The following is a 23630-nucleotide window of genomic DNA, read 5'->3' as shown; positions in this document are numbered from 1 at the left end:
GGCAAGGAGGCTTTGTCGCCTCGCCGACAACGCGACGGCCGGGGTCGCCATGACCTGCGGATCGCTATGATCGGGCTCTCAGCGGGATGACGTTTGCCGGAACGATCCCGATGGCCTCCGGGCCGTCGCCGGGCTCCGTCGTGCGCGAGAGCGTCTTGCGATCGCTGCGCTCCATGCCGCCGGAGCCCGCGTCATCGAAATAGCGGGCTGGCGTCGTGCCGAGCATGCGCCGGAACATGACGATGAACGCGCTGACGCTCTCGTAGCCCAGATCGCCGGCGACAGTCGTAACCAGCTCGCCAGCCGCAAGTCGTTGCAGGGCCAGCCCCACATGCAGTTGCTGGCGCCAGCGGACGAACGACATGCCGGTCTCGCGCCGGAACAGGCGGCTGAGCGTACGATCGCTGGCGCCGACGCGCGCCCCCCATTCGGCGATGGTGAACCGCAACCCCGGGCTGTCGATCATGGCCTCCGTCAGGCGGCGCAGCCTCCTGTCCTGCGGCATCGGCAGGTGGATCGGCTCGACCGGCGCGCCGCTCAGTTCGTCGAGGAGCACCGCAACGAGCCTCGCCTCGCGCTCCCGCCCCGGGAGGGCCAGGGCAGACTGGGTATCGAAGCGCAGGATGAGCTCGCGCAGCAAGGGCTGCACGAACAGAATGCCGCATTGGTCGTCGAGCCCCGCGGCCAGGGCCGCATCGACGTATAGACTGCCGATCTTGATGGGGCCGCTCGCCCGTCCGGCGTGGGCGACTCCGCCGGGTATCCAGAGGGCGCAGTTTGGCGGAACCGTCCAGATGCCGCCCGCCGCCTTGACGGTGAGCGCCCCACGGATGACGTAGAGCAATTGCGCCTTGCGATGCCGGTGCGGCTCGGTTTCGCCGACGAAGCTGGCTTCGGCTATCAGGCTGAAGACCGGGCGCTGGATGTCGTCGATGCCATCGATGCCGGGAAGGACCGGGCCTGTCATGGGCTCATGATCCCGATACGGGTGCGGCGCCTGGAGCAGGATGATGTTTCTTGGAATCGTCATCCCGCTCCAAGTCTTCGTTGTGAGCATGCTCTTGTCCAAGAACCGGTGGCCCCTTTTCGGGATCATGCTCCAGCAGCTCTTCTCCCCGCCTGATGGCATCGTCTTCGCTGGACGCGAACGCGATGGCAAAGCCGAACGCCCGGCCTGCGGTCGCCGCGGCGAGGCGCACCGGCATGGGTGTCGGCTCGTCGCCCTCGACGACGATGATGCCGCGGCAGAGCGCGCGCAGCCGGTCCTTGACCGCCTTGAAGAACAGGGCGCGCTGCTTGCGCGCCTCGGCCGTCTCGTCGTGGTGATCGGCGGGCGAATGGTCGGTAATCAGAACGAAGGCCTGCCCCTTGTCGAGGAGTTTCTCGAGCTGCACCTCGACGGGCACGCCGCTCTCCCCGCCCGAGCGAACGAAGACGAGCGGGACGCGCGAATCATCCAGAAGCATGACGTCTCTCCTCGCGTGAGGCATTTGACCTTGAAAGCGCCTGGCCTCGTCGGGTCACGCATGGATTGGCGTGCCGAATGGTGTCATGCCCGACGGCGCCGAATAACAGCGCGGCTGCATTCGACGCCGCCACGCATAGCAGCCGGTGGCAGGCCGGCGCTCTCGCGGGCCGGCCAATAAATCGCGCGAAGCCGCCATGTCCGCGGCCATCGCCAAGGCGTCGCGGTCGCTCCGGCCGGCGGCCACGGGGGCCGGCCTATGCGCCGGCGCGGGTCGAACGCCAACGCGGCGTAGCCATGGCAGGCGAATACGTGGCACTAATTTGGGCATCGGCGCGAGGCGGTGGCCGGGCTCCTCGCGGCGGCGAGGGACCCGGACCGTCGCCCGCGCCGCCTCGAACAACAGGGAGGACTTCGCCATGGCCACGCCCCCGTTCTTCCCGGGCTGGAAGGTTGTCGCCGGATCGGGCGTCGGCATCGGCTTCGGGTCCGCCGTCTTCTTCGCCGCAGGCTTCGCGCTGCTGTCCGGCGCCATCGGGCGGCAGTTCGGCTGGACGCAGCCGCAGCTGGCGGCGGCGGCGACCGTGTATCTGCTGGTGCAGACGGCGACGCTGCCGGTCTGCGGCTGGCTGCTCGACCGCTGGGGCTCGCGCCGGATCGCGACGGCGAGCATCGCGCTGTTCGGCGTCTCGCTGGTGATCCTCAGCCAGATCGGCAACTCGCTGACGCAATTCTACCTCGCCTTCGCCCTCATCGGCCTGGTCAGCGCCGGGACCAACGTGATCTCCTACGCGCGGGCGATCTCGCTCTGGTTCGACCGCAAGCGCGGGCTGGCGCTGGGCATCGCCGGGTCGGCCCAGGCGCTCGGCGCGTTCTCGATCCCGATCGTCATGCAGGCCCTGATCACGCAGTCCGGCTGGCCCACCGCCGTGCTCGTCCTCGCCGCGTTCGAGCTCTTGATCTGCCTGCCGCTGGTGGCGCTGCTCGTGCTCGACAGCCCCGCGCCCTACGGCCTGCTGCCGGACGGCGCCGCGGCTCCCCCACAGCGGCCGGCGCCCCGCCAACCGGCGCCGCCGCTGCGCATGGCGAGCGTGGTGGGGACAGCGACATTCTGGAAGCTGGCCATCGGCTTCGCCATCATGGGCGCTTCGCTCTATGCCATCGTGACCAACGTCGCCTTCATCCTCACCAATCTCGGCGGCCGCAGCCTCGCCGAAGTCGCGCTGATCCAGGCGACCTCGGGCGTGGCCGTCCTGGTCGGCCGGATCGGCTTCGGCTTCCTGCTCGACCGCGTCCACGCGCCGCTGGTCGCCACCATCGCGCTCGTGCTGGCGGCGGTGTGCTTCACCGTCTACGGCACCGCCACCGCATTCCCCGTGCTGCTGGCGGCCGCCGTCACCGGCGGCCTGGCCATCGGGGGCGAGACCGACCTGATGCCCTATCTCGCCGGGCGCTACTTCGGCACAGAGGCGGTCTCGAAGATTTTTGGCTGGTTCCTGTTCGCCTTCTTCCTGGGCGGCGCCATCGCGCCGATCATCTTCGCCCAGGCGCTCGCCGCCTTTCCGGGCTCGGGCGCGCCGCTCTACGCGCTCGCGGCGCTGCAGCTCGTGCCGGCCCTGCTGTTCCTGTCGCTCGGCCGCTACCCGGAGGCGAGCGCGCCGGCCGCCGGCGCCCTCGGCGGCGAGGCCGTCGCGGACATCGCCAAGGCGTGATCCCGCTGGTCCGACGCCATCGGGCCTGAACGAGCGGCGTAGCCGCAGCCACGGCAGCGCCGGGCTGCCGCTCGCGCGGGCAGCAGCCGCTCGCGCGCCGGGCAGGCCGGCGCGGGCGCGGCGTCCGGCGCCGCAAGCACCGAGATCCCAAAGCAGGCCGGACAAAGGCGCGGATGCGAGCCGTCGCGGTGCCAGCGCCCGCTCGACCCGGCCCTGAAATCCGCCTGAAATTTCAGCTTGAACAGCCAACTAAAATAGCTTTGTATCTTATCTAATTTCGCGGTCGAGACCCAGGTCGCGGCCAGACCCCCGCCCATAATGCGAGGACGGCACGCCCTCATGCTGGCGCAGCAGATCGTCAACGGCCTGATGCTCGGGGCCATCTACATGCTGGTGGCCGTCGCCTTCACCCTGGCCATCGGCGTCCTGAACTTCCTCAACTTCTCCCTGCCCGGCCTGTTCATGGTGGGCGGCATGCTGGCCTTCGGCCTGATGCGGCTGGGCTGGCCGTGGCTGCTCGCCTTCGCCGGCGCGCTGCTCGCGGCGGGGCTGATCTCGCTCGCGGTCGAGCGCCTCGCCTACCGCCCGGCCGAAGGCGGCGATCCCGAGGTGCCGCTGGTCGCCTCCCTCGGCTTCCTGGTGCTGCTGGAGAACCTCGCGCTGATCCAATTCGGCTCCGACCAGCAGGCCTTTCCGGCGCTGCTGCCCGACATGAACCTGCGCGTCGGCGGACTCGTCATCGGCATCGCCCAGCTGATCTCGCTCGGCCTTTCGCTGGCGCTCGTCGGCTGGCTCTCCTGGTTCCTCACGGCCACCGCGGCCGGGCGGCGCATCCGCACCGTGGCCGAGAGCCGGGAGACGGCGCTGCTGCTCGGCATCGACATCTCCCGCCTGGTCCCGCAGCTGTTCGTCGCCAGCGCCCTGCTCGCGGCGCTCGCCGGCATCCTGTTCGCCGTCAACTACCAGCAGGTGTCGCCGTTCATGGGCGAGGGCGTCGGCTTCAAGGGCGTCGCCGCCATGATCGTCGGCGGCATGGGCTCCATCTGGGGCGCCGTGCTGGGCGGCCTGCTCATCGGCCTGGCCGAGGTGCTCTCCATCTCGCTGATCGGCGCCGACGTGGTGAACATCACGGTCTACGGGCTGCTGCTGCTGATCCTCATCGTGCGCCCGCAGGGCCTGCTCGGCCGTCCCGCCAGCCGCGAGAAGCTGTGATGAGCGGCTACCTCACCGGCGTCCTCGTCATCCTCGCCTTCAACGTCATGGCCGCCTACGCGGTCTACCTGCCGCTGGCGGCGGGGCAGCTCAACCTGGGCATCTCCAGCTTCATGGCCATCGGCGCCTATGCCTCGGCCTTCCTGACCAACACCTATGCCTGGCCGCTGTGGGCCGCCGTGCCGGTGGGGGCGGCGCTGGCCGGGCTGATCGGCATCGCCGTGGGCATTCCGGTGCTGCGGACCCACGGCATCTACTTGGCCATGGCCACCTTCGCGCTCGGCCAGGTGATCGCCGCCGTCTTCCTCAACCTGGAAGTCGTCGGCGGCGCGGCCGGCTATCCCGTGGCCGCCTACGCCTCGCCGGCCGTGGTGTTCGCCGCCGCCGGCGGCGTGGTCGCGCTGATGCTGCTGCTGTCGTGCACCCGCTTCGCCCTGTGCCTCACGGCGGTCAAGAGCGACCCCACGGTCGCCGACCTGCTGGGCGTGCCGGTGCAGACCATCCAGGTGGCGGCCTTCGCGCTCGGCGCCGTGGTGGCGGGCTTCGGCGGCGGCCTCTACGCCCACCACTACAATTTCGTCGAGGCCCAGCACTTCAACGTGCTGCTCAGCGTCTTCACCGTGCTCTACGTGCTGTTCGGCGGCACCCAGACGGTGTGGGGCCCGCTGGTCGGCGCCGCCTTCTTCACGCTGGTGCCGGAGCTGCTGCGCGCCTCCGACCAGTGGCGCTACGCCCTGTTCGCCGTGTTCATCATCCTGTTCATGGCGCTGCGGCCGCAGGGGCTGGTGACCGCCTCGCTGTTCCGCGCCCTGCGCCGGCGCCCGAGCGAGGCCTCGTCATGAGCCCGGCGCTCGCCGTCAGCGGCCTCACCAAGTCGTTCGCCGGCGTCCAGGCGGTGCGCGACCTGTCGTTCACCGTGCCGGAGGGCGTCACCACGGCGCTGATCGGCCCCAACGGCGCCGGCAAGACCACGGTGTTCAACCTGGTGAGCGGCGTCTACCCCGTCGACTCCGGCCGCATCGAGGTGAACGGCATCGACGTGACGCGCATGCCGTCGCGCCGGCGCATCGCCACCGGCATCGCCCGCTCGTTCCAGAACATCCGCCTCATGTCCCACCTCTCGGTGCTCGACAATCTGCTGGTGGGCCAGCACGTGCGCGCCGGCTCGCTCGGTGCCCTGCTCACGCCCTACCGGCTGCTGCCGGGCCACCGCTGGGCGCGGGAGGCGCGCCAGGCGCTGGCCGAGAGCGGCCTGGGCCGCTGGGCCGACGAGACGGTGGCGGCGCTGCCCTACGGGGTGAGGAAGCGCATCGACCTGGTGCGCGCCACGCTGGCCGGCGCCAGCGTGCTGATGCTGGACGAGCCGGCCGCCGGCCTCAATCCCAGCGAGACCAACGACCTGCGCGACCACCTCAGGGCGCTGATGGCGAAGGGCGTCACCCTGCTGGTGGTGGAGCACGACATGCACTTCGTCGACAGCATCTGCGACAACGTCGTGGTGCTGAACTTCGGCGAGAAGATCGCCGAGGGGCCGCTCTCGGCGGTCCGCCGCGACCCGAAGGTGCGCGAAGCCTACATCGGCGCGGACGGGGAGGGCTGAGCCATGGCGCTGCTCGACGTCTCCGGCCTGTCGGTGACCTACGGCCGCGTCGCGGCGCTCACCGACGTGAGCCTCCGCGTCGACGAGGGCCGGATCGTCGCCGTGCTGGGCGCCAACGGCGCCGGCAAGAGCACCCTGCTGCGCGCCGTGCTCGGCGCCGTGCCGGCGCGCGGCGGCGGCATCACCTTCGCCGACGAGGACCTGACCCGCGCCGCGCCGCACCGGCGCATCGCGCGCGGCCTCGCCCTGGTGCCGGAGGGGCGGCGCATCCTGATCTCCATGACGGTGGAGGACAATCTGCTGCTCGGCGCACACATGCGCACCGACACCGCGGCGCTGCGGCGCGAGCTGGACGCCATCTTCGCCCGCTTTCCCAACCTCGCCGAGCGCCGCCGCATGGCCGCCTCGTGCCTTTCCGGCGGCGAGCAGCAGATGCTCGCCATCGGCCGCGCCATGATGGCCAAGCCGCGGCTGATGATGCTGGACGAGCCGTCGCTCGGGCTGTCGCCGCTGTTCGTCTCGCGGCTCTTCGAGTTGATCGGCGACCTCAACGGCGAGGGCCTGTCGGTGCTGCTGGTGGAGCAGAACACCGGCAAGGCGCTCGCCGCCGCCCACCATGCCGTCGTGCTGGAGCTCGGGCGCGTGGTGATGGCCGGCGAGCCCGCCGTGCTGGCCGCCGACCCGCGGCTCCAGGAAGCCTACCTCGGCGAGGGCGCCTCCGCCCCCGCTCCCCAAGCAGCACAGAGGAGACGGACATGACGCGCAAAGCCCCGTTGGGCGCCATCCTGCTGGCGACGGTCGCGACGGCCGGGGCGGCCAAGGCCGACGGCGAGCTGGTGCTCGGCTACATGATGGCCAAGAGCGGCCCCTACGTCAGCCTCGCCAACACCAACGAGGCGGCGGTCGACATGGCGGTCGAGGAGATCAACGCCAAGGGCGGGATCAACGGCAAGACAATCAAGGTGGTGAAGTTCGACACCGCCGGCGACCCCAAGCAGGCGACCACCGGCCTGCGCAGCTTCGCCCAGGACGCGGGCGCGCTCGCCGTCATCGGCCCGTTCTCCTCCTCCGAGGTGCGCACCACCTTCCCGGTGGGCGAACGCGAGGGCATCGCCCAGATGTCCATGGCCTCCTCGGCGCCGGGCCTGACCAAGGGCTTCACCTACGGCTTCCGCAACACCACCGACGAGGGCAAGGTCATCAACCAGGTGCTCGCCGCCATCAAGGACAAGAAGCTGCCGGCCGCGGCGGGTGCGGCCGCCTACGCCACCGACGACGTGGTGTCCAAGTCCATCGGCACCGGCGTGGTGCCAAAACTGTTCGAGAAATACACGATCCCGCTCAAGGGCTCGGTGGACTTCCAGCTCGCCGCCTTCGACCTCTCGCCCCAGGTGGCGCGGCTGAAGCAGATGGCCCCTGACGTGGTCGGCCTCGGCTCGCCGCCGGAGGGCGCGGTCAACCTCGCCAAGGAGCTGAAGCGCCAGGGCGTCGCCACCCGGCTGATCGGCGGCACCACCATCGCCGACCCGGAGCTGCCCCGGCGCATGGACGGCGCCGGCGAGACCCTGACCATCGGCACCACCTTCTTCCCCGAGGTGGACGACAAGACCAAGGCCTTCACCTCGGCCTTCGCCGCGCGCACCAAGGCCGCCGGCCTCCAGCGCACCGAGCCCAACCAGATGGACGCCGCCGTCTACGACATCGTCCATCTCTACGCCGAGGCCATGAAGCGGGCCGGCGTCACCGGCGACAAGGCCAAGCTTGCCGCCGAGCGCACGGCGATCCGCGACCAGCTCGCCACGCTGAAGGATTTCCCCGCCATGGAGGGCTCGATCTCCTTCGTCGACGGCGACGCGGTGAAGCCGGTCTACGTGCTCGAGGTGAAGGGCGGCAAGTGGACCCTGCTCGACACCCGCATGCCGAACTGACGGATTGTATTCCTCCCCGCTGCGCGGGGGAGGGGGACCATGCGGAGCATGGTGGAGGGGGCCGCGCTCCCGGATCGCAAGGCTCCTCCCTCCCCCTTGTGGGGAGGGGTAGGGGTGGGGGTGTTGGCGAGGCCCTTTCAGAACAAGAGCTTAGCTGGAAGCGGCGGCTTCCCTCAACGCCAAGCCGTCAAGATCACTGTGCAGTTCGACTGGAGCACTTCGCGTTGGGTGAGCCCACCCGATCGCAAGAGAAGCGCTCCAGATTCAAACACGATGAGCCTTTCTGTGCCATTGGATGATGTCGTCCACTGGCGAAATGATCGAACGGCGGAGACGATTGCCATGGCCGGCCCAGCTTTCACCTTCCTGATCCACGCCGGCGGGCGCAGCCATGAGGAGCGGCTGACCATCCACACCGCCGTCATCGCCGGCTGGACCGGCCGCGACAAGGCGGCGCTGGAGAAGCATATCGCCGAGCTGGAGGCCCTTGGCGTGCCGCGGCCGGCCTCGACGCCGGTCTACTACCGGGTGGCGGCGGCGCGCCTCACCACGGCGACGGCCATCGAATGCTCCGGCCCCGACTCCTCGGGCGAGGTGGAGTTCATGATCGTCGCGGCCAACGGCCGCCGCTATCTCGGCCTCGGCTCCGACCACACCGACCGCAAGGTGGAGACCTACAACGTCACCGTCTCCAAGCAGATGTGCGACAAGCCGATCGCCCCCGAGCTGTGGGCCCTCGACGAGGTGCTGCCGCACTGGGACCGGCTGACCCTGCGCTCGCACGTCGACATCGGCGGCGCGCGCAGCCTGTACCAGGAGGGCTCGGTGGCGGCGATGCTGCCGCCGCTCGACATCATCGCCGGCTACGGCGAGGGCCTCGCCGACGGCACGGCGATGTTCGGCGGCACGCTGGCGGCGCACGGCGGCATCCGCCCGGCCGACCGCTTCGAGTTCGAGATCGTCGACCCGGTGCTGGGCCGCAGCATCCGGCACGCCTACGACGTGCGCGTCCTGCCGGTGGCCGGCTAGGCGCGCCGGCCGCGCGCGGCGATGGCCGACATGGGCAAAGGCTCTGACGAGGCTGCCGCGGCGCCGCGCTCGCTGCGCGACGAGGCCTATGAGACGATCAAGCAGCGCATCATCCTGTGCGTCTTCCGGCCCGGCGAGGCCCTGAGCGAAGCGGCGGTGGCCACCGGCCTCGGCCTCGGCCGCACCCCGGTGCGCCAGGCCTTCGACCGGCTGATGCGCGACGGGCTGGTGGAGGTGCTGCCGCGCAAGGGCATCCTCGTGCGCCCCATCAGCCACGACGAGGTGCGCGACATGGTCGACGTGCGCCTGCTCAACGAGGGCTTTTGCGCCCGCCTCGCCGCCGAGCGAGCTGAGCCGCAGGTGCTAGCCGCCCTCGCGGCCAACGTGGCCGACGGCGCCGCCGCGGCCGCCGCCGGCGACGTCCCCGCCCTGATGGCCCTCGACCGCGCCTTCCACACCACCATCTCCGCCGCCGCCCGCAACGCCGTGCTGGGCGAGATCCTGAAAAACCTGCACGAGCGCGCGCAGCGCGTCTGGTACGTCTCCCTGCGCGACACCGAGCACCACCGCCGCGTGGTGGACGAGCACGCCGCCATCGTCGAAGCGCTCCGCCGGCACGACCCGGACGCGGCGGAGGCGGCGGTGCGGGCGCATATCCTGTCGTTTGCGGAGAATGTGAGACGGCAGCTTTAGGGTGGGGTGGGGAGCCCATCACCGACGTTCGCACAGGAACGCATTCTGAATGCCGTATCAGAAAGTGCGGCCTTCAACCGCTGACATTCGCTCAATGACCATCCGAAATCTGCCGCCCGTGCCCGCCGCGGCAAAAACTTAGCTGAACTTCTCGAACACGTTTTGCAATAATGTCTCGATATGGGCGGCCGACTTGTTCGTGCCAACCTTGAGTGAGTTCGGGTGACCACAGCCGTTGCGAAGTCCAAGAGCCTTTTGTAGTTCCTCCTTCGCGTTCTTGCCGATCACCGAGATCGCGGCGATACGGTCTAGGAAATCGCTCTCACCCATCTTGCCGATATCGTCTGATGTCTTGGCAACTTTCCACTTGTTGTTTACGCGTTGAGCCTCGGCGTTGAATGCCGCAAGATGATGCGCGTGGATGTGCTTGTGCAGGACGTCCATCGCCCCGAGCCAGGACATGACAATTGCGGAGCGGTATAGCTCGGCTTCGTGGCACTTGATCGCTTCCTCCACGAAGGCATGGGTCGCCGGGTCGGTAATCTTAGCGAGGTGCGCTCGTAGATCGACCGCGACCTTGATCGCGGCGGGACTGATTTTGGACACGCCGAGGTTACGCAGATGCAGCTTGCCTGCTTCGGTCAATTCCCATCCGGCCTCCGTGCGGATCGCTCTCCCTTTGCTCGTGCTAAGAACCTGCGAAATATTCCACTTCCGCGGATCGCGGAAACCGGCGGCCGCCGCCAATTCTTTGATTTGCGCAACCGATGACGAGCCGTCCGACGCGGCGAGCACAAGCAGAAGCTTGTCGAGACGCGCGAGGTCGCGGTGGAGCCAGTCCTTTAGCTCATCTGATTTCAGCAATCTTGGCCTCGACCTGCTTCCGCTCATTAGCGCTTAGCGCGTATTTTTCGCCCGGGAGCTGGTTTACCCGCTTGTTTTTCATCAATGTCTTGAAAGCTTGAGTGAGATTCCCACCGCGCATGTTCGAATTGTAGTAGGACGTTGCTGTTTTCATCTCTTCAGCGATTTCATTCCGTGTGACGCCAGCTTTTCCTTGAATAACCTCCAATTGCGCAAGAGAACAGATAAGCAACTCCGTGCACGTCTTGCCATTCAGATGAGCGGCAATTGTGTTAGTAGAAACTTGAGCTGGCAGACTTGCTGATCCGTTTACTTTCAGCCCCGGCAGCGGGATGGCACAATCTACCACATCTGGATCAGATTGCGGCGGCAAGCGGCCGGCTAGATCGCCCATCGTCGTCAGTAATGCCTCAATGCCACCGGTCAGAAACGAAGGATCGCCCTCATACTCCAACTCCATCGACCCGACTCTAATTCGGATCTTTGCGACCGTCATCCGCCGTCCCCCCAACAACAAGCCGACAAAGCGAACTTACCGCTAGATCCATGGGCTCGACAAGGCCGCGCCTGTGGGTCCCCGATGCTCCGCAAGACAAACTCGACACCATCCTGGATTGAATCGAACGCCCCGGCAAATCAGGTTACGAACCCACGCCCAGGTGCGGAAGGCGTGTTCTTCATCATGAAGTCGGCGGCGGCGCAAAAACGCCGCCATTGTCGCGGCCCTGTGCTGCCGGGGCCCCGAGGCGGCGGGAGCCCACGCGAACAGGCGTTCATGGGACAGGGCGCCCTGGGGAGCGCGGTACAGATCGGCGGTCATGTCTGCGATACCGGCCTCCGCGGCCCCGACGCGAGCCGACGTCGGCCCCAACCCGAGCTGCTTGCGCAGGGACGATTGGACGCTCTCCCGATCCAGAATCTCACCCTCGATCGCAGAGGTGCTGAGGGCGTCCTGGCTCAACAATTCGACGACGAAGCTGGCGGAGGGAGCCGATAACAACGGCCGCGCCCTCGACGAACCGCTGCTCCTGCTCGTGCAGGATGCCCTCCTGCCATTGAAAGGCCGGCCAGCCTTCCAACTGTCAATTCCACGCCATGATCGATAGAATCCTTTTTATCGATCATAATGCGACGGAAAAGTGATTGATAAATGGACGAGATACCGCTCATTGAGGCGCGGAGGACGGGTGTGATGAACGGCGGGACCTGACCCTTAGGCGAAACTCGGAGCGTCCGGTTTTGGGCATTCGCCCGCTTGCCTGGTACGTCGAGGATGGGGCCGGGAGGGGAAAGACCGCTTCTGGAGGTGTAGTCGAGCAAAACGGACATTGACCTATAGGAATGCAGCGAGGCTTTCGGGCCAGAGCCGACATTCGACAAGGCTCTCTTCTTTGCACCCTAGCGTTATAGAACCGGCCATTCATGCTTGCCGAAGCAGCCTGAATGATGCGTCGACGAAGGCTCTCAGACATCTTGAAAAGATAGTGCAGCCGAGAGAACGTAGTCCAAGTTATCACGATTCGTTGGAAATAAAATTTAGCTTAGGAGTCTGGACCCAATGGAGAGCAACTCATTTGATGAATTTCAAAGGCGTTTGAACCTAGCTCGCAGCGGCGGTGGCATCCTATTCTGCGGTGCAGGGTTTTCAGCGGATTGTCTGAATTTCCAGCCGGATGAAACGCTCGGCACGGGCGCACAGCTGCTAGATCTCTTCAATACCGAGCTCCGTCAGGATTCGCCATACAGGGATCTGCAAAACGCCGCGGATGCCCTACACGAGAAGATTGCCGACAACGGCATGATGACACTCCTGAAGGATCGGTTCACCGTTGCAAACGTAACCTCTGATATGGCCGATCTGTTACGCTACCCCTGGGAAGCGGTTTACACGACAAATTACGATAATGCGCTCGAAATTGCGGCTCAGGCCGCGCACAAACAGGCCGAGCCCCTCAACAACACCGACGATCCCAGCACGGCCACGCTAAATCTCCCAATTATCCATCTGCACGGCTATGTGCAGAAATGGGACATACATAACATTCGTGAAAGCTGCGTGCTCGGTGCCGAAAGCTACTCGACGCTTACCCATGTAAAGAGGTGGCTCGACCGCTTTCGGCACGACATCGATCGGGCTCAGATCGTGGTCTTCGTCGGGTTCAATGCCGGCGATTTTCACATCAACCAGGCGATCAACGACCTGACAGGCTTGCGCGAAAAGGCCTTCTTCATCAATCGCCCGACCGCCCAAGCCGACCCCGATGTCGCCTCAGCTCAAAAGCGGCTCGGCTCGCCGTTCTTCATCGGCCGGGTCGGGCTTGCCGCCACCATCATGGGGCTTTTGGCCAAGGATGCACCGAAAGTGCCACGCTTGGCGAGTTTTACGACATACACGCCTCCTGATCCGGCGGCTACGGTTCCAACGCAGGCCCAGATTGAAGAATTGTTCGTCTATGGCAAGATCGAACCTTCGCAGCTTGCGCGGGATTCGTCCAATAATGTATCTGAATACCACATACGGCGTGGCGCTATACGGGAAACACTCGCCGCCATCGCTGACAACATCCGGATCGTGCTTCTCGAGGGATATCCCTGCGATGGCAAGACCCTACTCACGGCGGATCTTGCCTATCGCCTTTCGGGGGCAAGGCCAGTCTACAAGATGCGCCAGGCTTATGAAAACGTGCTGAACGAGGTCGCGGACATTCTTCACCATGCTCCGAACGCAGCGCTGATTATCGAGAACTGCTTTGATTTACCATCAGAACGGATCGCCAGCATCGCGCGTCAGTTTGATGGTCACGATGGCGTCTTGATCCTCACCAGCCGGGCTGTGGCAGTCGATGCCAGCCCTACCGGCCTCGCATCGCTCGAAGGCTTCCGCAGTTTCCGAAAGATACCCCTTGTCCAGCTTGACGCGAACGAAGCGAGCACCCTGAGTGACCTCGCCGATCAGATCGCCGGGTGGCGAGATTTTTATAGCCTTGATTCCGCTGCGCGGCTGCACTTCATCCAGGACACCTGCAAGGCAAGCCTGCCACATTTCCTGATGCGGTTGCTCCGGTCACACTACGTTACGCAGAGATATCGTGAAGAATTCAACAAGCTTTCGCTCAGCCAGACTGAACGCGAAGCGATCATCATCGCGCTCTATATCACCCATATAGGCGAGAATGCACCGGTCGCCTTCCTCAGCAATATGATGCAGATGGACTACGGTGCCATCATCGACAGGATGAATGCCAGGGCCGGCAATGACGCTTTCCGCGTCGTGCGCCGGATCGGTGGAATCATCCAGACCGTACCCTCGATAGGGGCCCAGAACATCCTCCAAAACCTGTTCGACGATGCCGAAATCGTCGATGCCATCATTCCTTTGTTGAAGAACCTTGCGGCGACCTATCGCGACCCATTCGAACAGCGCATCTTCAGTCAGTTGATGCGGTTTTCCATCCTTTCCGACGTCGTCACCGACACGGTCGCAATCGACCGGTTCTTCGAACATAACAAGCAGGAACTGCAAATCAGGCGAATGCCGCTTTTCTGGCTGCAATGGCACATGGCCAAATGCGAGGCCGGCCCCCTTACGGACGCGGAAAAATTTCTCGAACAGGGATATCGTGAAGCCAACGAATTCGAACGCCGCACCGGCAAGACTTTCGACCGTCGCCAACTCGACGACCGGCGCGCAAAGTTTCTGATGTTGCGGGCGAGAAAAACCACCCGCGTCGGGGTCGACCTATTCAGGGAATTCAAAGAAGCAATCGAACTTACTGGCAAGATCCTGCGCCAGAACGACCCGCAGCACTATCCTTTCGAGACTCTTGCAGAGATCGTCCAAACGTATGGCGTGGTGGGTCACCACTTGGACGACGGGCTTAAGGCACTGATCGATAAATGGCTGGATCAGCTCGTAATCTATGCCCGCCAGCGAATCGGCGTGCTTGCTTCAGGATATCAAAGGGCCAAAGCCCAATCCGCGCTCAACAGTGTTGGCTCATGATTTGTGAGAGAGTGAATGTGAACTGGCACGAGATTCTGTCTTTATCTGCGACTGGAGTCCGCTGCACGGTGATCTGAAATCTGCGTTGGGCCCGCTCGCGTTGAAGGCTGACCACAACCAGCCCCCCCCAACAAAGCGGGCCTTCGCGCCAGATGCAGCGAACGACCGCTTGCCGCCCTTTTCCGCATTCTCTGAGATTAGCAGAATGTCCGCTATGCGGAAATGCAATGTCAGAGCCGAAACGTCCGATACGAGGCGCGTAGCCGAACGTCCGCTATAGCGCAACCAGCTGATTTCTGCTTTTGCTATGTGCGCCTGGCCACCGTCTGCTTATGCGCCCGCTCCGGGCCTCGACGAGCGCCTTGTCGTGCCGTTTGACCTGTTCCTCTGGGCGGGCCCGTTGCGGCCGCCTGAAAGCCCGGCCATGGGTGCACTTCCGCTCTCCGCTCATGACCGTGCTCGACGCACGCCAGCCCGCGATGACCAGCGCCCAAGGACGATAACGCGGAGCGCCACGGCCGGCGCCCAGCCCCGGTGTGCGACCACGACCCGCCGCTCCGGCGCTGGTAAGACGCCCGCGCAGCGCGATAAGGTGCCGGGGCAAATCCAAGAGCGATGCAGGAGGAAACACGCGTGCAGTGAAACGGCTCGACCGCTCGGTCAAGGGCCGCGGTGTGCTGGTCACCGGTGCGGCGAGCGGCATGGGCCGCGCGACGGCCCACGTGTTCGCCCAGGAGGGCGCGAAGGTCGCCGTCACCGACGTGACCAGGGAGGGCGTCGACCGGGTGGTGGCGGAGATCCGCGACGCCGGCGGTGATGCGACCGGCTGGGTGCTCGACGTCAGCGACTACCAGCAGATCAAGCAGGTCATCGGCGACATCGCGGCGGCCTTCGGACGGCTCGACATCATCGTCAACAACGGCGGCATCTCCGCCATGATGGCGATGGAGGATCCCCGGTATGACGAGACCTGGGACCGGGCGGTGTCGATCCTGCTGACGGCGCACCAGCGCATCGTGCGCACCGCGCTGCCGCACCTGCGCCGATCGGATGCCGCCCGCATCGTCAATATCGCCCTCGACCGAGGGCTCGGACCTGCAAGCCCACCCGGCTTTGCCGCGCAGGCGCGTGGTCATGCAATCTCAGCTGCGCCCGCGCTCCCCTTCCTGCGGGGAATAGCTCGACCCTCGAATGAATTTGATGGCGGGGACGTCCGGAGCCCAACATCAATGCGGTCTGTCCGGAGCAGACGTGCAAGTCGGGGCGCTGAAGCTGGCGGGGCGGGCGCGGCAGCGGTCCGGCCGGGCTGGGCGGAGGCGGCGAGGGAAGAGCCGGCCTCGCGTCTTCGGATGTCGATGGATGGCGCGCCAGCCGCGTGATCCTCTCGAAGCCGACGGCGCTGCTTGCGCTGCAATCAAAGACGGTCGACCGTCGACAGATAAAACAGGGGAGGAACACATGTTCAATCGATTGCGGGTCATGTCGGTCGCCGTCGCGCTCGCGAGCCTCGGTTGTGGCGCCGGCCCGGGCCTCGCTCAGCAAAAGTACGATCCGGGCGTCAGCGACACCGAGATCAAGATCGGCAACATCATGCCTTATAGCGGGCCGGCGTCCGCCTTCGGGGCGATCGGAGCGACCTACGAGGCCTATGTCAGGATGATCAACGATCAGGGCGGCATCAACGGCCGCAAGATCAACTTCCTCTCCTACGATGATGCCTACAGCCCGCCAAAGGCCGTGGAACAGACGCGCAAGCTCGTGGAGAGCGACAACGTTCTCCTGATCTTCGGTGCCGCGGGAACGCCGTCGAACACCGCCATTCAGAAATACCTGAACGCCAAGCATGTGCCGCAACTGTTCGTGACCAGCGGCGCGACGAAGTGGGGCGACCCGAAGAACTTCCCGTGGACCATCGGCTGGCAGCCGACCTACCAGGTGGAAAGCGAGATCTATGCGAAGTACATCCAGGAGAACCATCCGGCGGGCAGAATCGCCATTCTTTATCAGAACGACGACTTCGGCAAAGATTATCTTCATGCATTCAAGAGCGCGCTCGGTGACAAAAGCAAGGCGCTGATCGTTTCGGAGGTCGCTTATGAAATTGGCTCGCCGACCATCGATGCCGAAATTCTCAAGCTGAAGTCGAGCGGCGCCCACGTCTTCCTGAATATATCGACGCCGAAATTCGCTGCCCAGGGCATCCGCAAGATGGCCGAGGTCAACTGGAAGCCCGTGCACATGCTCTCCATCGTCTCCGTGTCGGTGAGCTCGGTGCTGAAGCCGGCGGGGCTCGAGAACGCGCAGGGCATTCTGAGCGTGAACTACAGCAAGGATCCCAGCGACCCCAGATGGAAGGACGACGCCGGCCTCAAGGAGTTTATTGCGTTCATGGACAAGTACATGCCGCGCGCCGACAAGGATAACTGGCTTCACGTCCCCAGTTACAGCATCGTGCAGACGCTCGTCCAGGTGCTGAGGCAGGCGGGGGACGACCTGACGCGCGAGAACGTCATGCGGCAGGCCGCGAACCTCAAGGGTTTCACGACCGGCATGCTGCTGCCCGGCATAACGATCAATACCAGCCCGACCAACTTCTATCCGATCAGGCAGATGCAGATGATGCGGTTCAAGGATGATCGCTGGGAGATGTTCGGGCCGGTCGTCAGCGCCGACATCAAGGGCTGACGAACGCGACAGGCTCAGGCGGCGTTCGGGAGCGGGCGCCGCGGCTCGGCACCGCGAGGCGCGGCAGCCTTCTCGCGAGTGACGTGCCTGGGCCTTCTGAAGCCGCTCCAGCTCCCTCGGGCTGAGCGGCCCGGCGGCGCAACGCAACCACGTTGCCAGTCGATGCCCCAGCATCCGCTCTTGCCGCCGGGTCCGTCGGAGCGCCAAGGCGAGTGCCAGGCGCCTTGCCCGAGGCACCTCCCGAACCCCGCCGCTGGCGCGCCCCCCGCGGGGCGGGATAAGGTGCCGGGGCAAATCCAAGAGCGATGCAGGAGGAAACATGCGTGCAGTGAAACGGCTCGACCGCTCGGTCAAGGGCCGCGGGGTGCTGGTCACCGGTGCGGCGAGCGGCATGGGCCGCGCGACGGCCCACGTGTTCGCCCAGGAGGGCGCGAAGGTCGCCGTCACCGACGTGACCAGGGAGGGCGTCGACCGGGTGGTGGGCGAAATCCGCGACGCAGGCGGCGACGCGACCGGCTGGGTGCTCGACGTCAGCGACTACCAGCAGATCAAGCAGGTCATCGGCGACATCGCCGCGGCGTTCGGACGGCTCGACATCATCGTCAACAACGGCGGCATCTCGGCCATGATGAAGATGGAGGATCCCAGGTATGACGAGACCTGGGACCGGGCGGTGTCGATCCTGCTGACGGCGCACCAGCGCATCGTGCGCACCGCGCTGCCGCACCTGCGCCGATCGGATGCCGCTCGCATCGTCAATATCGCCTCGACCGAGGGCTGGGGCGCAACTCCGAACGACACGATCTACGTGGCGGCGAAGACCGGCGTGATCGGCCTGACGCGCGCCATGGCGGTCGACCTCGGCCCCGAGGGGATCACGGTGAACTGCATCTGCCCCGGCCCGATCAACACCGGCATGACGGCCGCGATCGAGGACGAGCACAAGACGATCTTCGCCAAGCGACGCACGGCCCTGAAGCGCTACGGCGAGCCGGAGGAGGTGGCGGCGATCACCTTCAGCCTGTGCCTGCCGGCATCGTCCTACATCACCGGCGTCGCCATCCCGGTGGACGGCGGGCTGACCATCCGCAACGCCTGACCTTGGGCCATCCCGCGCGGCGCATGGCCGTTGCGGGATGGCCTGGCGCCCACAAGTGATGCTGCACAGAGATGAGCCGATTGGGGCACGGCGACCGCTTGGCTTTCAAGTGGATGGATGGCCGGGTCAAGCCAGGCCATGACGCTGGAAGGCTTGCGCCTCACGTTCATGCCGTCATGGCCTGGCTTGACCCGGCCATCCATCCGCTCAAAGACTCAAGGGCTCGGCCCAGTGCTCCCCGCACATAAGCTGAAGCGGCCGCCTATGCCGGCAGGACGACCACCTTGGTCTTGACCGGGGTTTTTGTATAGAGGTCGACCATGTCCTGGGTGAGGAGGCCGGTGCAGCCGCTGGTCACGCCGGTGCCGATCGTCTCGGGGTCGCTGGTGGCGTAGATCGTGTAGAGCGTGTACTTGCCGTTCTGATAGAGATAGAGCGTGCGGGCGCCGAGCGGGTTGTCGAGGCCGGGCGGCATACCGCGGGCGTATTTGGCCGCCTCGGGCTGGCGCGCGATCATCTCCTTGGGCGGTGTCCAGATCGCCCATTCCGCCTTGCGCCCGACATAGGCGTCACCGCTCCACAGGAACCCGGAGCGGCCGACGTTGGCGCCGTAGCGGGTGGCGTTGCCGTCACCTTCGATGCGGTACACATAGTAGTTGCTGGGATCGACGATGATCGTGCCGGGCGCTTCCTTGCTGTCGTAGCGCACCGTCTTGCGGAAATATTTCGGATTGAGCTTGTCGAGATCGACCGCCGGGATCGGGAATTTCTCCTCGGGCAGCGGCGCGTAATGCAGCGCCGCATCGGCGCGGCTCATGCCGTCGGGCGTCACGCAGCCGGCGAGCCCCAGCGCGCCGAGACTGGCGGCAGAGCCGAACAGAAACGACCGGCGGTTGAGACGCCCCGAGCCAAGCCCGCGCAGAGCTCCCTCGTTCATCTCTCCGGCATCGGCATTCCCACCGTCCATGATCATGATCTGGCCGTTCCCATATCCTGTCGCACGACGCGACAATGCGCCGGCCTACACCGGCCGCACGCCTTGCCGGGCTGACATTGCCGTCACACGGCGCGACTGGCAAGCCTGAGCCTTCGCTGCACCGGGCTTGGCATACACCCAAGTCGTTAACGTCCACCCGGTCTCGCAGCCTCACACCGCGCCAGCCTCGACAAAAACAGGCAGATCACGGCATTCGTGAGGGGTGCCTTGCGGTGCTTTTCGGACAAATCGCGCTTGTCGTGTCCGGCGAAATGCCGTACATTATGAGCCTGAAAGCGAGGTGCAGTGTGCCGCAATCATCGACGCGGACGGCGCGCATCGAAGCGCGCCTTTCGCCGGAGGCGCTGGCCATCGTCAAGCGCGCCGCCGAGATCCAAGGGCGCAGCGTGAGCGATTTCGTCGTCTCGGCGGCGCAGGAAGCCGCGCGGCGGACCATCGAGGACGTGCAGGTGCTGCGGCTCGCGGTCGAGGATCAGCGAGCGCTCGCCGCCGCCCTCCTCAATCCGCCGGAGCCTAACGACGCCCTGCGCCGCGCCGCGGCCGCGCATCGCCGGCTCGTCATCTCCTCGTAAATGCAAGACGGCTTCCGCATGGAGCTGCTGGCGGGCCAGGACCGCGCAGGCTTCGCCTCCGGCGTGGAACCGCTCGACCGTTATCTCAAGACCCAGGCCAGCCAGGACATGCGGCGGCGCGTGTCCAACTGCTTCGTCGCCCTGCCGGACGGGGCCACGGCGGTAGCAGGGTTCTACACGCTGGCCGCCGCCAGCATCCCGGTTCACGACCTGCCCGATGAGGCGATCCGCCGCCTGCCACGCTATCCCGTGCTGCCGGCGGCGCTCATCGGGCGGCTCGCGATCGGTCAGGGGTTCAGGGGGAAGCAATTGGGGGCGGCGCTGCTGTTCGATGCCGTCCTGCGTGCGCTGCGCGCCGAGCCGGCGGTGCTGACGGTGATCGTCGATGCCAAGGACGACACGGCCTCCGCCTTCTACCGGCATCACGGCTTTCAGCCGTTCGCCAAGCGCCCGTCTAGCCTCTATCTCCCGATCGACACGGCCGCGAAACTGTTGCGGTAGCTGAGGCTATCCAGCTTCCAGGCGTGTGAGCGCGGCGACCTCGCCGCCTCGGTGAGGCTGCCGCAGACCCGTAGCGCCCGTCCGAACAGCGCTCGAGCCTCAACCCGATGTCGCGCGCGGCTGCCGGCGAAGGCCGTCGAACAGCAGCGCCAGCATGCGCCGCGACTGGGGCGTCAGACCGCCGCTGTCGTCCGGCGCGGACAGGCGCGCAATCGCCAGCAGGACATCCACCGGGTCGACGTCGGATCTGATCTCGCCCGCCGCCGCCGCGGCGCCCAGCAATCCGCCCAAGGTCGGCGCCAGGCGATCCATCAGGTAGTTCGGCAGCGGCTCATAGGCCGGATCGCCGGAATGGAGCGCGGCGGAAAACCCGCGCTTGGTCGCGACGAAGCCGATGAAGCGCTCGAGCCAGCGGTCGAGGGCCTCGCCGGGCGGGTAGTGGGCCGACAAAGCGGGGGCTGCCTCGGCGCAGGCGTCGACCTCGTTGCGGAAGACCGCCACGATCAGGTCGGAGCGCTGGGGAAAGTGGCGGTAGACCGTGCCCACGCCGACGCCGGCCTTTTCCGCGATCATGCGGACCGGTGCGTCGACGCCGGCGACCAGAAAGACGTCCTTGGCCGCCTGGAGCAGGGCCGCGAGGCTGCGCCGCGCGTCCGCCCGGACCGGCCCGTCGCTGTTCGATTCCACCACTACGCCGCCGTCCGCTGCCTGCCGCTTGCAAAACGGAACATTGTTCCGTATTTAAAACGGATCGACGTTCCGTTTGCCCTCCTAGCACGGAGCGCGGGATTTTTCCATCGCGAGGGATCACGGCCATGCAGTACCGCCCGCTCGGACGAACCGGCATCAAGGTCAGCCCCTATTGCCTGGGCGCCATGATGTTCGGAAAGTTGGGCAACCCCGATCACGGCGAAGCCATCCGCATCATTCACAAGGCTCTGGACCACGGCATCAACTTCGTCGACACCGCCGATCGCTACAGCGACGGGGAGTCCGAAGAGATCGTCGGCCAAGCGCTCAAGGGACGGCGTGACCGCATCGTGCTCGCCACCAAGGTGCACGGCCCGATGGGCGACGATCCGAACATGCAGGGCAACTCCCGCCGTTGGATCACGCAGGCGGTGGAGGGGTCGCTGCGGCGGCTCCAGACCGATCATATCGACCTCTATCAGATCCACCGCCCGGCGCCGGACACCGACATCGAGGAGACCCTCTCGGTGCTCACCGACCTGATGCGCGCCGGCAAGGTGCGCGCCATCGGCAGCTCGACCTTTCCCGCCTCCGAGATCGTCGAGGCCCAGTGGGTGGCGGAGCGTCGCGGGCTGGCCCGCATGCGCACGGAGCAGCCGCCGTACTCCATCCTCGATCGCGGCATCGAGCGGGACGTGCTGCCCACCTGCCAGCGCTACGGCATGGGCGTGCTGGTGTGGAGCCCGCTGTCCAAGGGCATGCTCACTGGGCGCTACCGCAAGGAGCAGCCGCTGCCCGACTCGCTGCGCGTCAGGCACTTCCAGAAGCAGATGTCGGATGCGCGCAGCCTCGACACGATCGAGCGGCTGATCCCGATCGCGCAGGGCGCGGGCCTGTCGCTCACCCACATGGCGCTTGGCTTCGTCACGGCCCATCCGGCCGTCACGTCCGCCATCCTCGGGCCGCGCACCATGGAGCAGCTCGACGACCTGCTGGCGGCGGCCGAGGTGCGGCTCAGCGACGAGGTTCTGGACCAGATCGACCAGATCGCGCCCGCCGGGGTCGACATCGGCGTGAACGAAGCCAACTACAACCCGCCCGCCCTCGTGCATGCCGGGCTGCGCCGCCGGCCCTTATTGGACCGCAGGGCAGCGTAGGATCCACGTCGGCGTACATTTCGCGGTGGCAGGTTCTGCCGGCGTCGAGGCAACACCCCCACCAGTCCCTTCCGCGTCGCTTCGCTCCGCACGGGACAGCCTCCCCACAAGGGCAGGGCTATCGCATATGAGTGATGAGTCGGAGGAGATCTTGATCAGCCCATCTCGCCTTGAGCCGTTTGTGGCTGAGTGGGATTTTTTCGGGATCAGCTCTGAGGACATTGAGCGTCAGTCGGCGCAGGAGGGCGTGATTTGCTGGGGCGTTGTTCTTGCGCGCCCTGAGTTGATCTTCGCCGAGCAGGACATCGAGTTGCCAGTGCAGGTCATTCTCGATGCCCCAGTGACGTCGTACGGTGGCGAGCAACTCGTAGGCCGGCATTTTGCGCGACAGCGCATAGCAGCGGACCTCGTGGGTGGTCTTGCCGTCGACGGTGCGCCAGCTTTCGACCCGGCCGACGGCGCGCAGGTCGACAAGCGCGCTCTTGCCCGGCGTCTGGGAGAAGGGAACGACAAAGGCACGACGCACCTGGTGGCGACCATGCCCGTCCTCTTCGGTCTGATGGGTTGGTTGGCGAGCCGCCGCCGCATCGAGGGCGGCCTTGGCTTCGGTGGCCAGTTTCGACTGGTTGCCTTTGATGGCGATCACGTAGTGGCCGCCGCGGTCGCGGATGGTCTCGGTCATCCGGCGATGGCAGTGCAAGGCGTCGGCTGTGACGGTCAAGCCCTTGAGCGACAACAGCTCGAGGGCCGCGATGGCAGCCTGGGCCTCGCCCCCGGCTCCAGCCACGGTCTGGGCCAGGCTCATGAAGGTGTCGGAGGCGAAGACCGTGACCACCAGCGGCGGCATATGGGAGCACCCCTTGGCATAGGCTCTCCGCAGGCTCTTGCCGTCGATGGCGACATGGCCTTGGGGCGCATCGATGCGCGCCTGCTCGCCAAACGCCGCCATGAAGCGCATGAAGGCTTCGTTGAGCGCGACCGGATCGACCGCCGCCAACACCCGGCTGAAGGTGTCGTGACTGGGCACGCCATGCTCGAGCGGGACGAACTGCCGCAACAACTCCAGTCGCGACTTGGCAAACAGCTCCATCTCCGTGCAGTGCCTGGCTCCGCAAAGCACGGCCGCAAGTGCGACGAACAAAATCTCCGGCAGCGGGTGCTTGGCGGTGAAATCTCGCGGGTCTGGAACCTCGCTGAATATCTCCACAAACCCCATCGCGGCCTCCTCTTGGCGGGAAGCCCCTCAGAATCAATTTTCCACAGTCCCGCAAGAGTCCCATTCTACTCATGTGCGATTCCCCTGCCCACAAGGGGGAGGCCGTTCGTCTGGCCGCCTCGCCCAACTTCTCCGCGCTTGAAAATGAGGCTCCTCCCTCCCCCTTGTGGGGAGGGATTAAGGGTGGGGGTGAACCGCGACGCTTTC

General features: G+C 66.0%; 23 protein-coding genes. 15 read left to right on the top strand and 8 right to left on the bottom strand.

Features of this window, described 5'->3' with window-relative positions; all coding sequences use genetic code 11:
- Nucleotides 1-64 precede the first annotated feature (64 nt).
- Both ACZ5PO_RS08535 and ACZ5PO_RS08530 read right to left on the bottom strand, forming a co-directional pair.
- Nucleotides 65-967, bottom strand: coding sequence for an AraC family transcriptional regulator (locus tag ACZ5PO_RS08535; RefSeq protein WP_464192267.1), 903 nt, complete (start codon nucleotides 965-967; stop codon nucleotides 65-67).
- 4 nt (nucleotides 968-971) lie between these two features.
- Nucleotides 972-1406 (bottom strand): hypothetical protein, encoded by a 435-nt coding sequence (locus tag ACZ5PO_RS08530; RefSeq protein ID WP_464192265.1) that lies wholly within the window; start codon nucleotides 1404-1406, stop codon nucleotides 972-974.
- Nucleotides 1407-1884: 478 nt separating this feature from the next.
- Here ACZ5PO_RS08530 and ACZ5PO_RS08525 point away from each other — a divergent pair, with 478 nt between their 5' ends.
- The 8 genes from ACZ5PO_RS08525 (at nucleotide 1885) to ACZ5PO_RS08490 (ending at nucleotide 9639) form a co-directional block, all read left to right on the top strand.
- Nucleotides 1885-3177: an MFS transporter gene (locus tag ACZ5PO_RS08525; RefSeq protein ID WP_464192262.1), complete on the top strand. Its 1293-nt coding sequence runs from the start codon at nucleotides 1885-1887 to the stop codon at nucleotides 3175-3177.
- Between the two features lie 339 nt (nucleotides 3178-3516).
- Nucleotides 3517-4389, top strand: a complete 873-nt coding sequence (locus tag ACZ5PO_RS08520) for a branched-chain amino acid ABC transporter permease (RefSeq protein ID WP_464192260.1) — start codon at nucleotides 3517-3519, stop codon at nucleotides 4387-4389.
- Complete coding sequence (locus ACZ5PO_RS08515) at nucleotides 4389-5231, top strand: branched-chain amino acid ABC transporter permease (protein ID WP_464192258.1); 843 nt, start codon at nucleotides 4389-4391, stop codon at nucleotides 5229-5231. Before ACZ5PO_RS08520 ends, ACZ5PO_RS08515 begins: the two co-directional genes overlap by 1 nt.
- Nucleotides 5228-5989, top strand: a complete 762-nt coding sequence (locus ACZ5PO_RS08510) for an ABC transporter ATP-binding protein (protein WP_464192256.1) — start codon at nucleotides 5228-5230, stop codon at nucleotides 5987-5989. The genes ACZ5PO_RS08515 and ACZ5PO_RS08510 overlap by 4 nt, the downstream gene beginning before the upstream one ends.
- Before the next feature lie 3 nt (nucleotides 5990-5992).
- Nucleotides 5993-6748 carry an ABC transporter ATP-binding protein gene (locus tag ACZ5PO_RS08505; RefSeq protein ID WP_464192254.1) on the top strand — a complete coding sequence of 252 codons (756 nt, stop codon included), beginning with the start codon at nucleotides 5993-5995 and terminating at the stop codon, nucleotides 6746-6748.
- The gene (locus tag ACZ5PO_RS08500; RefSeq protein WP_464192252.1) at nucleotides 6745-7917 is read left to right on the top strand and encodes an ABC transporter substrate-binding protein; all 1173 of its coding nucleotides are present in this window, start codon (nucleotides 6745-6747) and stop codon (nucleotides 7915-7917) included. The genes ACZ5PO_RS08505 and ACZ5PO_RS08500 overlap by 4 nt, the downstream gene beginning before the upstream one ends.
- A 342-nt stretch (nucleotides 7918-8259) precedes the next feature.
- Nucleotides 8260-8946 (top strand): DUF2848 domain-containing protein, encoded by a 687-nt coding sequence (locus ACZ5PO_RS08495; RefSeq protein ID WP_464192250.1) that lies wholly within the window; start codon nucleotides 8260-8262, stop codon nucleotides 8944-8946.
- Between the two features lie 30 nt (nucleotides 8947-8976).
- A complete protein-coding gene (locus tag ACZ5PO_RS08490) occupies nucleotides 8977-9639 on the top strand; it encodes a GntR family transcriptional regulator (protein WP_464192248.1) in 663 nt (220 codons plus the stop codon).
- A gap of 138 nt (nucleotides 9640-9777) precedes the next feature.
- On the opposite strand, the gene ACZ5PO_RS08485 is transcribed toward ACZ5PO_RS08490, so the two are convergent.
- From ACZ5PO_RS08485 to ACZ5PO_RS08475, 3 genes are read right to left on the bottom strand one after another with little or no spacing between them, the layout of a single operon-like run.
- Complete coding sequence (locus tag ACZ5PO_RS08485) at nucleotides 9778-10503, bottom strand: hypothetical protein (RefSeq protein WP_464192246.1); 726 nt, start codon at nucleotides 10501-10503, stop codon at nucleotides 9778-9780.
- The gene (locus ACZ5PO_RS08480) at nucleotides 10487-10999 is read right to left on the bottom strand and encodes a hypothetical protein (protein WP_464192244.1); all 513 of its coding nucleotides are present in this window, start codon (nucleotides 10997-10999) and stop codon (nucleotides 10487-10489) included. Before ACZ5PO_RS08480 ends, ACZ5PO_RS08485 begins: the two co-directional genes overlap by 17 nt.
- Nucleotides 11000-11041: 42 nt before the next feature.
- Nucleotides 11042-11464, bottom strand: coding sequence for a DUF4172 domain-containing protein (locus tag ACZ5PO_RS08475; RefSeq protein ID WP_464196750.1), 423 nt, complete (start codon nucleotides 11462-11464; stop codon nucleotides 11042-11044).
- A 597-nt stretch (nucleotides 11465-12061) separates the two neighbouring features.
- Between ACZ5PO_RS08475 and ACZ5PO_RS08470 the strand changes: the two genes are divergently transcribed.
- The 4 genes from ACZ5PO_RS08470 (at nucleotide 12062) to ACZ5PO_RS08455 (ending at nucleotide 18290) form a co-directional block, all read left to right on the top strand.
- A complete protein-coding gene (locus ACZ5PO_RS08470; RefSeq protein WP_464192242.1) occupies nucleotides 12062-14506 on the top strand; it encodes an SIR2 family protein in 2445 nt (814 codons plus the stop codon).
- Nucleotides 14507-15042: 536 nt separating this feature from the next.
- Nucleotides 15043-15885, top strand: coding sequence for an SDR family NAD(P)-dependent oxidoreductase (locus ACZ5PO_RS08465; RefSeq protein ID WP_464192240.1), 843 nt, complete (start codon nucleotides 15043-15045; stop codon nucleotides 15883-15885).
- A 79-nt stretch (nucleotides 15886-15964) separates the two neighbouring features.
- Nucleotides 15965-17191, top strand: a complete 1227-nt coding sequence (locus tag ACZ5PO_RS08460; RefSeq protein WP_464196748.1) for an ABC transporter substrate-binding protein — start codon at nucleotides 15965-15967, stop codon at nucleotides 17189-17191.
- Between the two features lie 319 nt (nucleotides 17192-17510).
- Nucleotides 17511-18290, top strand: a complete 780-nt coding sequence (locus tag ACZ5PO_RS08455) for an SDR family NAD(P)-dependent oxidoreductase (protein ID WP_464192238.1) — start codon at nucleotides 17511-17513, stop codon at nucleotides 18288-18290.
- A gap of 262 nt (nucleotides 18291-18552) precedes the next feature.
- Here the strand turns inward: ACZ5PO_RS08455 and ACZ5PO_RS08450 are convergent, their stop codons facing one another.
- Nucleotides 18553-19263, bottom strand: coding sequence for a L,D-transpeptidase (locus tag ACZ5PO_RS08450; protein WP_464192236.1), 711 nt, complete (start codon nucleotides 19261-19263; stop codon nucleotides 18553-18555).
- Between the two features lie 38 nt (nucleotides 19264-19301).
- Here ACZ5PO_RS08450 and ACZ5PO_RS08445 point away from each other — a divergent pair, with 38 nt between their 5' ends.
- Nucleotides 19302-19859: a type II toxin-antitoxin system TacA family antitoxin gene (locus ACZ5PO_RS08445; RefSeq protein WP_464192233.1), complete on the top strand. Its 558-nt coding sequence runs from the start codon at nucleotides 19302-19304 to the stop codon at nucleotides 19857-19859.
- Between the two features lie 18 nt (nucleotides 19860-19877).
- Nucleotides 19878-20360 carry a GNAT family N-acetyltransferase gene (locus ACZ5PO_RS08440; protein WP_464192231.1) on the top strand — a complete coding sequence of 161 codons (483 nt, stop codon included), beginning with the start codon at nucleotides 19878-19880 and terminating at the stop codon, nucleotides 20358-20360.
- A 99-nt stretch (nucleotides 20361-20459) separates the two neighbouring features.
- Here the strand turns inward: ACZ5PO_RS08440 and ACZ5PO_RS08435 are convergent, their stop codons facing one another.
- Nucleotides 20460-21050, bottom strand: a complete 591-nt coding sequence (locus ACZ5PO_RS08435; protein WP_464192229.1) for a TetR/AcrR family transcriptional regulator — start codon at nucleotides 21048-21050, stop codon at nucleotides 20460-20462.
- A 125-nt stretch (nucleotides 21051-21175) separates the two neighbouring features.
- On the opposite strand from ACZ5PO_RS08435, the gene ACZ5PO_RS08430 reads away from it, so the two are divergent.
- Nucleotides 21176-22207, top strand: a complete 1032-nt coding sequence (locus tag ACZ5PO_RS08430) for an aldo/keto reductase (protein WP_464192227.1) — start codon at nucleotides 21176-21178, stop codon at nucleotides 22205-22207.
- Between the two features lie 118 nt (nucleotides 22208-22325).
- Here the strand turns inward: ACZ5PO_RS08430 and ACZ5PO_RS08425 are convergent, their stop codons facing one another.
- Nucleotides 22326-23423: an ISAs1 family transposase gene (locus ACZ5PO_RS08425; protein WP_464192225.1), complete on the bottom strand. Its 1098-nt coding sequence runs from the start codon at nucleotides 23421-23423 to the stop codon at nucleotides 22326-22328.
- Nucleotides 23424-23630 lie beyond the last annotated feature (207 nt).

It is taken from the genome of Chelatococcus sp. KU-N122 (assembly GCF_055391085.1).
Note: the sequence above shows the minus strand (reverse complement) of the source record. Positions and strands in the feature narration are given on the sequence as shown.